The organism is Huaxiibacter chinensis (assembly GCF_022171985.1).
Classification (GTDB): Bacteria; Pseudomonadota; Gammaproteobacteria; order Enterobacterales; family Enterobacteriaceae; genus Enterobacter; species Enterobacter chinensis_A.
The window spans coordinates 1-12,266 of record NZ_JAJVHF010000025.1 but is presented as its reverse complement, the minus strand read 5'-3'; the positions used below and the strand labels follow the sequence as shown (position 1 = coordinate 12,266).

At 49.4% G+C, this 12,266-nt stretch carries 20 protein-coding genes; 14 read left to right on the top strand and 6 right to left on the bottom strand.

Going from position 1 to position 12,266, the window contains the following annotated elements; translation table 11 throughout:
- The coding region (locus tag LZP96_RS23230) for an IS1 family transposase (RefSeq protein WP_000306011.1) at positions 1–136 on the top strand (136 nt) is incomplete at its 5' end.
- A gap of 10 nt (positions 137–146) precedes the next feature.
- Here the strand turns inward: LZP96_RS23230 and LZP96_RS23225 are convergent.
- From LZP96_RS23225 to LZP96_RS23200, 6 genes are read right to left on the bottom strand one after another with little or no spacing between them, the layout of a single operon-like run.
- Complete coding sequence (locus tag LZP96_RS23225) at positions 147–353, bottom strand: hypothetical protein (RefSeq protein WP_001749967.1); 207 nt, start codon at positions 351–353, stop codon at positions 147–149.
- A gap of 4 nt (positions 354–357) precedes the next feature.
- Positions 358–1,005, bottom strand: a complete 648-nt coding sequence (locus LZP96_RS23220; RefSeq protein WP_015344958.1) for a restriction endonuclease — start codon at positions 1,003–1,005, stop codon at positions 358–360.
- Positions 1,006–1,054: 49 nt separating this feature from the next.
- Positions 1,055–1,366 (bottom strand): hypothetical protein, encoded by a 312-nt coding sequence (locus tag LZP96_RS23215; protein WP_001452736.1) that lies wholly within the window; start codon positions 1,364–1,366, stop codon positions 1,055–1,057.
- 35 nt (positions 1,367–1,401) lie between these two features.
- Entirely contained in the window at positions 1,402–1,716 is a 315-nt protein-coding gene (locus LZP96_RS23210) for a TrbM/KikA/MpfK family conjugal transfer protein (RefSeq protein WP_001749965.1), read from the bottom strand.
- Positions 1,713–2,057: a hypothetical protein gene (locus tag LZP96_RS23205; RefSeq protein WP_001749964.1), complete on the bottom strand. Its 345-nt coding sequence runs from the start codon at positions 2,055–2,057 to the stop codon at positions 1,713–1,715. Before LZP96_RS23205 ends, LZP96_RS23210 begins: the two co-directional genes overlap by 4 nt.
- A 15-nt stretch (positions 2,058–2,072) precedes the next feature.
- Positions 2,073–2,378, bottom strand: coding sequence for an H-NS family nucleoid-associated regulatory protein (locus LZP96_RS23200; RefSeq protein WP_000960954.1), 306 nt, complete (start codon positions 2,376–2,378; stop codon positions 2,073–2,075).
- Between the two features lie 108 nt (positions 2,379–2,486).
- Between LZP96_RS23200 and LZP96_RS23195 the strand changes: the two genes are divergently transcribed.
- The 13 genes from LZP96_RS23195 to LZP96_RS23140 all read left to right on the top strand — a co-directional run.
- The gene (locus LZP96_RS23195) at positions 2,487–3,221 is read left to right on the top strand and encodes a lytic transglycosylase domain-containing protein (protein WP_001749963.1); all 735 of its coding nucleotides are present in this window, start codon (positions 2,487–2,489) and stop codon (positions 3,219–3,221) included.
- 8 nt (positions 3,222–3,229) lie between these two features.
- Complete coding sequence (korA, locus tag LZP96_RS23190) at positions 3,230–3,511, top strand: transcriptional repressor KorA (RefSeq protein WP_000440698.1); 282 nt, start codon at positions 3,230–3,232, stop codon at positions 3,509–3,511.
- A gap of 9 nt (positions 3,512–3,520) precedes the next feature.
- Positions 3,521–3,814 carry a hypothetical protein gene (locus LZP96_RS23185; protein ID WP_001749962.1) on the top strand — a complete coding sequence of 98 codons (294 nt, stop codon included), beginning with the start codon at positions 3,521–3,523 and terminating at the stop codon, positions 3,812–3,814.
- Between the two features lie 49 nt (positions 3,815–3,863).
- Positions 3,864–4,181 carry a VirB3 family type IV secretion system protein gene (locus LZP96_RS23180; RefSeq protein WP_000496058.1) on the top strand — a complete coding sequence of 106 codons (318 nt, stop codon included), beginning with the start codon at positions 3,864–3,866 and terminating at the stop codon, positions 4,179–4,181.
- The gene (locus LZP96_RS23175; protein WP_001749961.1) at positions 4,181–6,781 is read left to right on the top strand and encodes a VirB4 family type IV secretion/conjugal transfer ATPase; all 2,601 of its coding nucleotides are present in this window, start codon (positions 4,181–4,183) and stop codon (positions 6,779–6,781) included. Before LZP96_RS23180 ends, LZP96_RS23175 begins: the two co-directional genes overlap by 1 nt.
- Positions 6,782–6,798: 17 nt before the next feature.
- Positions 6,799–7,512 (top strand): TrbJ/VirB5 family protein, encoded by a 714-nt coding sequence (locus LZP96_RS23170; protein WP_001749960.1) that lies wholly within the window; start codon positions 6,799–6,801, stop codon positions 7,510–7,512.
- Between the two features lie 7 nt (positions 7,513–7,519).
- Positions 7,520–7,747 (top strand): IncN-type entry exclusion lipoprotein EexN, encoded by a 228-nt coding sequence (gene eexN / locus LZP96_RS23165; RefSeq protein WP_001749959.1) that lies wholly within the window; start codon positions 7,520–7,522, stop codon positions 7,745–7,747.
- Positions 7,748–7,762: 15 nt separating this feature from the next.
- Positions 7,763–8,803, top strand: a complete 1,041-nt coding sequence (locus LZP96_RS23160; RefSeq protein WP_001749958.1) for a TrbL/VirB6 family protein — start codon at positions 7,763–7,765, stop codon at positions 8,801–8,803.
- A gap of 70 nt (positions 8,804–8,873) precedes the next feature.
- Positions 8,874–9,032: a hypothetical protein gene (locus LZP96_RS24245; RefSeq protein WP_012561180.1), complete on the top strand. Its 159-nt coding sequence runs from the start codon at positions 8,874–8,876 to the stop codon at positions 9,030–9,032.
- On the top strand, positions 9,022–9,720 hold the full coding sequence (locus tag LZP96_RS23155; protein ID WP_000646594.1) for a VirB8 family type IV secretion system protein: 699 nt from the start codon (positions 9,022–9,024) through the stop codon (positions 9,718–9,720). Before LZP96_RS24245 ends, LZP96_RS23155 begins: the two co-directional genes overlap by 11 nt.
- A 10-nt stretch (positions 9,721–9,730) precedes the next feature.
- Complete coding sequence (locus LZP96_RS23150) at positions 9,731–10,615, top strand: TrbG/VirB9 family P-type conjugative transfer protein (RefSeq protein ID WP_000735066.1); 885 nt, start codon at positions 9,731–9,733, stop codon at positions 10,613–10,615.
- Entirely contained in the window at positions 10,615–11,775 is a 1,161-nt protein-coding gene (gene virB10 / locus LZP96_RS23145) for a type IV secretion system protein VirB10 (RefSeq protein ID WP_000101710.1), read from the top strand. Before LZP96_RS23150 ends, virB10 begins: the two co-directional genes overlap by 1 nt.
- Before the next feature lie 41 nt (positions 11,776–11,816).
- The coding region (locus LZP96_RS23140; protein WP_473829795.1) for a P-loop NTPase family protein at positions 11,817–12,266 on the top strand (450 nt) is incomplete at its 3' end.

The following is a 12,266-nucleotide window of genomic DNA, read 5'->3' as shown; positions in this document are numbered from 1 at the left end:
GCGCATTGAGCGACATAACCTGAATCTGAGACAACATCTGGCAAGGCTGGGACGGAAGTCACTGTCGTTCTCAAAATCGGTGGAGCTGCATGACAAGGTCATCGGGCATTATCTGAACATAAAACACTATCAGTAAGTTGGAGTCATTACCGGTTCTCTTTGTCTTTTAGTGATTCTATAAACCTCATTACGTCTGAATATAAAAATCTATTATTTGATTTATGTGGCTCATGAGGTTGTGGGATGGTCTTGTTTTTGAATGTGCCAGTTTTCTTAATGGCAAAGATTAACTCACCTTCTGTTATTCCTAACATTTCAGCAAATGTTTTTGCTTCTATAGTTACTGACTTCATTTAATTAACTCTCATGGTATCGATTTTCTTTACCGGCATCTTTAACAATGGTGCTCGTTTCTAGTGTTGCTGCGGTACGCTTCATCATCGTCTGCGGGGCGGTTGCGATAGTGAAGGAGCTGCCGGGCGTGAGCAAATCTATCAGGCGCTGGCCGCTGATAATCTCCATCCGTTCACTGGCAATACTGACAGATTTTGAACCTGCGCCGGTTTTCCCGGTATGGCAAAACAGACCGCGACAGTTATGACGTTTAAGCAACTTCTCGAACTCCTGTACGTGCTGTAAAGCAATATGGCCGCGATAGCGTTTAGCCTGAATAAGATAGCGATATTTTCCTATTATTACCTGGCCGTCAATGCCTCCATCGCCGGTATAGCGTTTGTTTCTGATGGTTCTGAAGCCATGCGCTTCAAATCCTTCCAGCAACAGTTCTTCAAACACAAAAGGATCAATTTTCCTCAGGTAGTTAATTTTTTGTGGGAAGCCCGGCAACGTCTTTATGCGCTCCAGCACCCGCCGCGCACTTTGCTGCTTCCTTTTGTGTCGCCTGTGCCGTACTGAACGCCGGAAGAATACAACGGCAAGCAGTGCGATGGCGCTGCAAGCCCATAGAATAAGGTTTTCTGTAGTGGGGAAGGGGATCATGGTCATAGTGGGCTTTCTGAGGGTAAAGAAAAGGGCGGTTAAACCGCCCTGGTGTTTAGCGACGGCTGTATACCTGCCACGAAGCGCTGCCTGACTGATTCTGGCAAATCCGCCCGTAAAGTACGGTGCCGGTCGAGTAGCGGGCGCCATTCAGATAGCAATAGCCGCTGGATTGCAGCAGTTCGTTGCGCAGCTTTTCTTCCTGCTTTGATAGCCGGGACTCCGCAGACTGCAAACGAACGGATAATTCGTTAATCTGGCGTTGCTGGTTATTCAGCTGGCTCTGCATCGCATTACCTTTATCCTGGCTGACGCAACCAGTTAAGAGAGCTGTACAGGCTAATGCACTTAATATTATTTTTTTCACGTTGGCTCCTTAAATTGAGATTATTCCTAGTTCGCCTATAAGCGAACTTTCCCGTATTTACTTATGATCTGGCTTATCATCGACTGGTTACTTCCACCTTCGCCATTATCCGGGCATTCATTAAGAAAAGCCTTCCTGGCATCCTTCGTGTGGTTGGGTAAAAAGCCGTGCTTGTTCTTTTTAACGATATTGAAGAAAGCAGCTTCAGCACTGTTACACTCGCTTCCGCCGCTATCGCCGGTGAGCTTGCCCGCCATGCACATAATAACTTTGCAGGGATCTTCAGCATGGCTGGCAGGAATATAAAGCAGACTACCAGCTGCTATCAGAGGTATTAAGAGTTTCTTCATTGTTTTGTCCTTAACAGTTTGTTCAGATATACACTCGCCAGAATGTTGATAACGGTAAGCAATATTAATAATAACGCTGCGTTATAAATAGATTTGTAACCTATATCGCCTGCAATATATTCGACAACAAAAACGAAAATCGTTAAAATTGTGTAAAACTTGATTAACTTTCCTGTAATTTTCTTAACAATATAAGCAACTGAATAAGAGCCGGATTTGATGATGCTGGCGAGTAACCTGATCGCATGGACACGAAATTTTCTAAAAATGGGCGGAATGGAAGATGCCTTTTTCTTCCTTCTGCTTTTTTGCCTTTCCGCAAAATCAATAAGTTCGCCCATTTTTATACCCTCCGGTTATATCTTCAGATCATCAAGTGATAAACCACTATCAAGCAGCTCTTTGAGCCATGTGGGTCGGCGGCCAGTCCCGGACCAGGTATTTTCTGCGTTCCTGGGGTCGCGGTATTTTGCTGGTCTATGTTCTCTGGGGTTGGCTACGCCCTGCATCTTCATGGCTTCCAGGCTAATGCCAGCGTCCAATTTTGCAGTTAGCCAGGCCGGGCGCTTCCCTATACCAGTCCACGTATTAAAAGGGTTATCCGGGTCACGATACACGGGTTCGCCTTTTGGTCGTTTTTCTGATTTCAGGGGAACCAGCATCACCTTCCTTCCTTCAGCGGTTTTCTTTTCGTTTCTTCTTGACACGATCTCATTAGCCCTTATCATAAACAAAAGTCGTCGAAATTACAATTACGCGGTGAAACATAAATGAGTAAACATCCAAAACTCCTGGTTCTCGCTCTGGCCTGCCTTGCTTGTGCTGGCCGTGCCAGTGCTGCGCCTGCCTCCGATGAAGTTGCCAGGCTTGCGCAGAGATGTGCGCCTGATGTTTCACCCTTAACGATGGCGTACATCGTCGGCCATGAGTCCTCAAATGGGCCGTACAGGATCAATATTAACGGTAGTATTCAGTTAAAACAGCAACCGCGTACTGAAGCTGAGGCCGTCAGCGTTGCGAAAGTTCTGCTGAAGGATAATAAAAGTTTTGATATGGGCCTTGCACAAATTAACTCAAATAATTTAGTGGGCCTGGGTCTTTCGGTTGACGATATTTTCAAACCCTGCATCAACCTGCGGGCGAGCCAGACCATCCTTAAAGCCTGTTATGATAGCGCCCTGAAATCCTACCCAGCCGGGCAGGTTGCGCTGAGACACGCGCTTTCCTGCTACAACACCGGCTCACTCACAAACGGGATTTCTAACGGGTATGTCACGAAAGTTATCAACGTGGCGCGTCAATCAACTGATTTGAAAATCCCTACGCTGCTACCTGACGGCCAGACCAGTGAGGACAGCACCGCGACTGAGCCTCAGCAGGCAAAAAGTACGGCGCCGCAGTATGACGGTGAACAAGATGTTTTTGGTTCGGGTGATGGCGATGCCTTCAGCCGAAATAATACGGATGCCTTTTTAACCAGACAGGAAACAGCGAAGGGGGAATGAGGTTATGGATGGAACGTTTGTACCTTGTATTGCAATCACAGATCCTGGAGCTATTTGAAGCAGGAAAAGTGAAGGAGGTAACGATAGAACGGGTTTCATTAAAGAAGTGGTATCCCGTTTTTCAGATAGACGATGAACAGCTGGGCCAGATCGCATGTTCCATTAGGGTTAACAAAGAGCATGAGCTACGAACCTGGGCTGATTTAAGGCTACTGGCAGAGTTTTTGAAAGATAAGTGTGGCGTTGAAGAATGCCGGTTAAATCTGCAATCAACAGAAGATAGTGAGTAAGGAGAAAGTATGACCACGTTGTTTAAGAAGTATGGCCCTGCGGTAGTTATGGGCGTTTTGTCCATTGCCCTGCCGCAAATTGCGCTGGCCGCTGGCACCGATACTGGTGAATCAACCGCTACATCAATCCAGACGTGGTTGAGCACATGGATTCCAATTGGTTGTGCTATTGCGATCATGGTTAGTTGCTTTATGTGGATGCTTCACGTAATCCCAGCCAGCTTTATTCCTCGTATCGTAATCTCGCTGATTGGTATTGGTTCTGCATCATTTCTGGTTTCCCTGACGGGCGTAGGAAGCTGAACAACGCGAAAAGGGGGGACTTTTGTCCCCCAAAGTGAGGACTACAAAGATGTTCGTTGACGGGAAAAGACCGCTTTTCAAAGGTGCGACTCGCTTACCTCGCGCGCTGGGTGTACCACGTAATGTAGCTATGATGATATTCATGATTTCTGCCTCGCTTTTTATGATTATTCATATGTGGGCGATTCTGGTGTTCGTCTTTTTGTGGATTCCTTCAGCTGCATTAACAAAATATGACGACCGCATGTTTCGAATTATGGGCCTGTGGTTGAAAACCAAATTCAGTAATTGGTTTGATTCTCCGTTTAAGCAGTGGGGAGGATCGTCTTATTCCTCTGTTGACTACAAACGTAAGGGTTTAAAATAATGAGAGCTGCCACCGCTACGAAGCCAAAAAAAATTGATGCCTACCGTAAGGAGCCATCAGTAAATAAAAAGTATTTGCCCTATTCTTATCACCTCAATGATTACGTGATTTCGATGGAAAACGGCGATCTGATGGCTTTTTTCAAGCTGGATGGCCGCACACATGACTGCGCATCAGATCGGGAACTGGTCACCTGGCATAAAGACCTTAATACGCTGGTCAAGAGCTTCGGAACAGACCATGTAGAGCTGTGGACGCATGAATATCACCATGAGGCTAAAGAGTACCCGGATGGTGAGTATGACCATTTTTTCCCTGCTTATGTTGATCAATATAACCGTAAGCTGCACGGTGATTCCAAGCAGCTGATTAATGACCTTTATCTGACCGTTATTTACAAACAGGTAGGGGATAAAACACAGAAGTTTCTGGCGAAATTTGAAAAGCCGACTCGTGACGAAATTCAGCAAATGCAGAATGAGGCGCTTGAAGGTCTGGAAGATATTTCTGAACAAATCCTGGAAGCAATGAAGCCGTATGGCATTCAGCAGTTGGGTATCTATTATCGTGACAAACGCGGTGTTGAAATTCCTGCGCCTGATAAAAAAGAACGTGAAGAACTTGCTGAAGTCGATGAATCAGACATTTTTGACGAAGCCATTGTTATCGAACGCAACGAGCCTGAACCTTCGCAGGCTCACGCTTATTCAAAAGCGCTGGAGTTCCTTTATTTCCTCGCAAATATGGAATGGGCCATCGTGCCTGTTTGCCGTGATCGTATCCGTGAGTACATCATGGACAACCGCCCTGTTAGCTCCCTGTGGGGGGATGTTGTCCAGATCAGAACGGTAGATCACAACTTCTATACCACCGGCATTGAATTTCGTGAATACGAAGAAGATACAGAGCCAGGCCAGCTTAACATGCTTAAAGAAGCCGATTTTGAATACCTTCTGACGCAGAGTTTTTCTTGCCTCTCTGAATCTTCAGCTAAAACGTTTCTGACGCATCAGGAAAAATCTTTGCAGGAAACGCGCGACCGTGCGCAAAGCCAGCTGGCACAGCTTGGTACTGCGCTCGATATGCTGACGTCCAGAGAGTTCGTGATGGGCTACCATCATGGAACCGTGCATGTCTGGGATAATGACCAAAACGCGGTACAGCGCAAAGCGCGTCGTGTGAAGGTTATGCTAACCGGCTGTGGCGTGGTTGGCGGGACTATCAGCCTGGCCTCTGAGGCTGCATATTATGCGAGACTGCCTGGCAACCAGAAATGGGCGCCGCGCCCGGTTCCGATAAACTCATGGAACTTCCTGCACTTCAGCCCGTTCCACAATTTTATGCGTGGCAAGCCTGACAATAACCCGTGGGGGCCAGCGCTGACCATGTTCCGCACGATCAGCGGTACGCCACTCTATTTTAATTTCCATGTGACCCCGCTTGAAGAACTTTCCTACGGTAAACGCCCGCTGGGCCATGCGTTAATAACGGGTATGTCGGGGGAAGGTAAAACCACGCTGCTTAACTTCCTGCTGGCGCAGTCAATGAAGTACAACCCGCGGCTTTTTGTTTATGACCGTGACCGCGGTATGGAGCCGTTCATTCGAAGCGTTGGTGGCTACTATAAAGTTCTGCAACAGGGTATGCCGTCCGGGTTTGCCCCGCTTCAGATTGAACCGACCAAACGCAATATTGCCCTCATTAAAAACCTGTTCCGCATTTGTGTGGAAACCACCAATAACGGGCCTATCAGCGCAACGATGGCTACCGAACTGGCTGAAGGCGTTGATGCGGTTATGGGGGAAGGCTCACTTATTCCACGCGAGGCGCGCACCGTTACTATCCTGGACGGGTACGTGAATGAAGTTGTGGAAAATGGCGTATCACTGAAAGGGCTGCTGCGCGAATGGACGCGCGAAGGCCAGTATGGCTGGCTGTTTGACAATGATAAAGACAGCCTGGATCTCAGCGCGAATGATATTTTTGGCTTCGATTTATCCGAGTTTATCGCAGCCAAAGAGGAAGTATCCAGCCCGGCCCGTACTCCGCTCATGATGTACCTTCTGTACCGGGTACGTGACTCCATCGACGGCAAACGCCGCGTCATTCAGTGCTTTGACGAGTTCCACGCCTACCTTGACGATCCGGTTATCGAGCGTGAAGTTAAGCGTGGTATCAAAACTGACCGTAAGAAAGACGCTATCTATGTGTTTGCCACGCAGGAGCCGAACGATGCGCTGTCCAGCCGTATTGGCCGCACGATCATGTCGCAGACCGTCACAAAAATCTGCCTGCGCGATCCGGAAGCTATCCGAGAGGATTATGCCTTCCTTACTGATGCTGAATACGACGCGCTGATGTCGATTACCGAACACTCCAGACAGTTCCTGGTTAAACAAGGGCAACAGTCTGCGATTGCTTCTTTCAATCTCTACCCTCGCAACAGCGACGATATTGATGCAGATATTAAGACAATGGACAACGTTCTTAGCGTGTTGTCCGGTGAACCACAAAACGCCGAAATTGCGCATGAGCTGGTTGAACGGCTCGGTAATGACCCTGAAGTATGGCTCAAAGAATACTGGCGCCTGACGGCTTAACAACGAGGCAAAACACCATGAAAAAAACACTGACGGCAGTATTGCTGACCACCGGCCTGATTCTGGGAGGCGCGCAAAGCGCTTCCGCAGGCATCATCGTGACCAACCCTACTGAGCTGGCTAAACAGGTCGAGCAGCTTCAGCAAATGGCGCAGCAGCTGGAGCAGCTTAAAAGCCAGCTGCAAACGCAGAAAAATATGTATGAGTCGATGGCAAAGACAACCAACCTGGGCGATCTGCTGGGGACGTCTACCAGCACGCTGGCAAATAATTTGCCGGACAACTGGAAGGAGATCTACAGCGACGCCATGAACTCCAGTTCTTCCGTCACGCCTTCAGTTAACAGCATGATGGGCCAGTTTAATGCGGAAGTTGACGACATGACGCCCAGCGAAGCAATTACCTACATGAACAAAAAGCTGGCTGAAAAAGGCGCTTATGACCGCGTTATGGCAGAAAAAGCCTACAACAACCAGATGCAGGAACTAACCGATATGCAGGAGCTGACGGAGCAGATTAAAACGACTCCAGACCTGAAATCGATTGCTGACTTACAGGCCCGTATCCAGACGTCACAGGGTGCTATTCAGGGTGAGCAGGCGAAGCTGAATCTGATGAACATGTTGCAGCAGTCACAGGACAAGCTATTACGTGCGCAGAAAGAACGTGCCACCCACAATTTTGTTTTTGGAACCGGCGGGGACGTTACCGCGTCACCTTCAATTAACTGAGGTAATTATGAAAAAACTACTGCTTGTTATCCCTTTCCTCCTGGTGGCCTGCGATGCCTCGCATGACGTGGAGTGGTACAAAAAACATGAGAAAGAGCGCAAGGCAACAATTCAGGAATGCAAGAAAGACGCGGATGAACTTCAGAAACCTGATTGCAAAAACGCGCGCGAAGCCGATCGTCAGCTGTTTGTGTTCGGCAAAAAAGACGGCGAAATCAATTCACCGAAAATTTAGGAGTAAGGAGGCAATATGGCATTCACCCTAGTCGCAGACATTTTCGCAAAAGTAGACGGGGCGATTACGTCAATGGTGAGCGCCAATGTTGCCACCATTATCTCTGATGTAACGCCTCTGATTGCCACCTGTCTGACAATCAAGCTGATGGTTCAGGGGATGTACTCAGCGTTTAATCCGGGGGCGGGCGACAGCCTGAGTTCGCTGATTAAAGAGTATCTTTCCATAGCCCTTATCCTGAGCTTTGCAACGGCGGGCGGCTGGTATCAACAGGAACTGGTCAACGTGGCGCTTCACCTGCCGGATGATTTTGCCGGGATACTGTCTGCCCCTAATAAAGTCGGTGCAAGTGGCGTACCGGCGATTATTGATAGCGGTATTGAAAAAGGTATCAAGATCGTCAACACCGCATGGGAAGCCGCAGACGTGTTTTCATCGAGCGGCCTGGCCGCGTATGCCATTGGCGGCATTATGATGATTGCTACCGTTGTGCTGGGCGGCCTCGGTGCGGGCTTTGTGATCATGGCTAAGATCCTTCTGGCCGTTACGCTTTGTTTTGGCCCGATTGCAATCTTCTGCCTGCTGTGGGGAGCGACAAAAAACATCTTTGCTCGCTGGCTGGCGTCGGTCATTAACTATGGCCTTGTCGTCGTCATTCTTGCGCTCGTGTTTGGTTTCATCATGCAGATGTTCGACAACCTCCTGTCCTCGATGAACTCTGATGCCGCTTACTCATCAATCACTGGTTCTATCTCCGCCTTATTACTGACGGTCATTTCCGTTTTCGTTCTGTTCCAGATTCCGCAAATTGCCGCCAGCTGGGGTAGCGGTATCAGCGCCGGAGTTGCTGACGCCGCACGCTCTACGGGTTCTTCCATGCAGGCGCTTGGCAATATGGGCAGCCACGGCATGTTTGGCGGTAATGCGTTCAGAGGCGGTAACAGTGGCGGCGGCCAGCAATCGGCAGGTGGAGGAAGTGGCAGCAACAGCGGAGGAAGCAGTGGTTCTAATTTAAGTGGTAAGGCAAGGGGCAGTCGCGGGAAGAAGGCTGCATAAAATTAAAACAAAAGTCGTTGAAATTGCAATTTCGGCGACTTATTATAATTAGTACGTTCAACAACCGATAATGGATGCCGTAATGCGCAGCTTATTGCTTATGGGAGTTCTTCTGATTAGCGCCTGTTCCAGCGGGCATAAACCGCCACCGGAGCCGGACTGGAGCAACACCGTTCCAGTAAACAAAACAATCCCGGTTGATACGCAAGGTGGTGCAAATGAAAGCTAATAAAAAAACAGGGCTTACACGTGAAGCCATTAAAGAGTTCAACGAAAGCCGTAAAGGGCTTGAAGTTGATCTGATGGATGAAGTGCTGAAGTCCCGGCGTACCGCCTGGATGGTTGCCACCGGTTCAGCGGTGGTAACTGTTTTTGCACTCTCTTTAGTTGGTTACGTGGTGCATAAGTACAGCCAGCCAATCCCCGCACATCTGCTAACGCTCAACGAGGCCACTCACGAAGTACAGCAGGTCAAGCTGACCCGCGACCAGACCTCTTATGGTGACGAAATTGATAAGTTCTGGCTGACACAATATGTCATTCACCGTGAGAGCTATGACTTCTATTCAGTTCAGGTCGACTATACGGCCGTTGGCTTAATGTCCACGCCGAACGTGGCAGAGTCTTACCAGAGCAAGTTCAAGGGCCGCAACGGTCTTGATAAGGTTCTGGGCGACAGTGAAACGACCCGCGTGAAGATTAACTCTGTGATCCTCGATAAACCGCACGGCGTAGCAACGATACGCTTTACTACGGTTCGCCGCGTGCGCAGCAATCCCGTTGATGATCAGCCGCAGCGCTGGATTGCCATTATGGGGTATGAATATAAATCGCTGGCGATGAATGCTGAGCAGCGTTATGTCAACCCGCTGGGTTTCCGCGTGACGAGTTATCGCGTCAACCCTGAAGTTAACTGAGGGCTGCCCCATGAAAAAACTACTTCTTTCAGCAGTCGTTTTGTCAGTCCTGGGAGGCGCGGCCACTAACGTTATGGCGCTTGAGGTTGGCCGCAATTCTCCTTATGACTATCGCATTAAAAGCGTTGTTTATAACCCTGTTAATGTGGTCAAAATTGACGCTATCGCCGGTGTGGCTACCCACATTGTTGTCGCGCCTGACGAAACCTATATCACTCATGCTTTTGGCGATTCTGAAAGCTGGACGTTTGCGCACAAAATGAACCATTTTTTTGTGAAGCCGAAACAGGCCATGAGTGATACCAACCTGGTGATCGTCACCGATAAGCGCACCTATAACATCGTCCTCCATTTCATCGGTGAAGAAACGAAGAAAAATGCAGACGGTACGGTATCAAAATCCTTTATTGAAACGCCGTGGGCTGTGCGCCAGGCCGTTCTTCAGCTGACCTATGAATATCCGTTTGAGCAGCAGGAAAAAGCCAAAAGCGCGGCTGATAAAAAACGCATTACGCAGAAGCTGAAGCAGACGGCTTTTGCGGGGGCGAAGAACTATCAGTACGTAATGAGCGAACAGCCTGAAATGCGCAGCATCCAGCCGGTTCACGTCTGGGATAACTACCGCTTTACCCGGTTTGAGTTTCCGGCCAATGCGGAGTTACCGCAGGTCTACATGATCTCGGCCAGTGGCAAAGAAACGCTGCCTAACTCTCATGTTGTGGGTGAGAACCGCAACATCATCGAGGTGGAAACCGTCGCTAAAGAGTGGCGTATTCGTCTGGGCGATAAAGTCGTTGGCGTTCGTAATAATAATTTCGCACCGGGCGCCGGTGCGGTAGCAACCGGTACGGCTTCCCCGGATGTGCGCAGGGTTCAAATTGGGGAGGATAACTGATGGCCCGTAAAAGTGTCGATGTAGATCAGGAACTCGATGAAAACACCGGAGACGGTGAATTTGAAAGCGAGCGTGGCGGATTTAAAGGCAGTAACCGCCGTTCGGCTCCTGGTATGAAAGCCTTTGTCATACTGATGGCGCTGCTTGCTTTGGTATTCATCGGGATTACGGTCATGGGTAAAATTCGCACCCCGGCTAAAGCTGAAGCTGATAAAGACGGTGGTAAAGCGCAACAGGCCAATACACTGCCAAACTACAGCTTTAACAGCGATCCTGATGTTAATAAACCTGCAACTGCGCAGAATAGCGCCACTGATGCCCGTGCTGTGCAGGCTGCCGCACAGGCAGATGCAGATGCGGGCAGCAGCAATACCGCCGCGCGTACCTCTAATAAGCGTAAAGAACCTTCGCCTGAAGAACTGGCTATGCAGCGTCGTCTGGGCGGCGAGCTGGCCCAGACTAATCAGGCGGCTACAAGCAATAGTCCCGGAGTGCAGCCCCAGGACAACGAAACAAGCGAAGGTAGTTCAGCACTCGCTAAAAACCTGACTCCTGCAAGGCTGAAGGCTAGCCGCGCTGGAGTCATGGCTAATCCCAGCCTGACTGTTCCGAAAGGCAAAATGATCCCCTGTGGTACCGGCACCGAGCTGGATACCACTGTTCCGGGTCAGGTTTCCTGCCGGGTTTCACAGGACGTTTACTCAGCTGATGGACTCGTTAGGCTGATTGATAAAGGCTCATGGGTTGACGGGCAGATTACCGGTGGTATCAAAGACGGCCAGGCGCGCGTGTTTGTTCTCTGGGAGCGTATCCGCAATGACCAGGACGGGACAATCGTTAATATTGACAGTGCCGGAACGAACTCACTCGGCAGCGCGGGGATTCCGGGCCAGGTGGATACCCATATGTGGGAGCGTCTGCGTGGTGCGATCATGATTTCGTTGTTCTCTGACACCTTAACGGCGCTGGTTAACCAGACGCAGAGTAATAACATTCAGTACAACAGCACAGAAAACAGCGGTGAGCAGCTGGCGTCTGAAGCACTTCGCTCTTACATGTCTATCCCCCCTACCCTCTACGATCAGCAGGGTGATGCGGTGAGCATTTTTGTTGCCCGCGACCTCGATTTCAGCGGCGTTTATACGCTCGCAGACAACTAAAAAAGTGGGCGCTTAGCGCCCGCTTTTCTTCAGGAGTAATCATGACTGATGCAGCTTTCTATCAACTTGGCCCACTGCGCGAGTATTTAGAAGATCCTACTGTTTTTGAAATTCGCATTAACTGCTTTCAGGAAGTTATCTGTGATACGTTCAGCGGCCGCAGGGTTGTGCAGAACGCGGCAATTACGGCAGATTTTATTAGGAACCTTGCTAAATCGTTGGTGAGCAGCAACAAGCTGACCATGCAGGCCATTAATGACGTGATCCTGCCTGGCGGGATCAGGGGCGTTATCTGTCTGCCCCCTGCGGTGATTGACGGTACAACGGCCGTAGCGTTTCGTAAGGATTTGGCGGCCGATAAAAATCTGGAGCAGCTGACCAGCGAGGGGATTTTCAGTGACTGCCGGAAGATTACCGGCAGCAAGCAAAGCCTAACGGATGATGATTTTTTCCTTAAAGAGCTGCACAGCAGCGAAAAATGGCCCGCATTC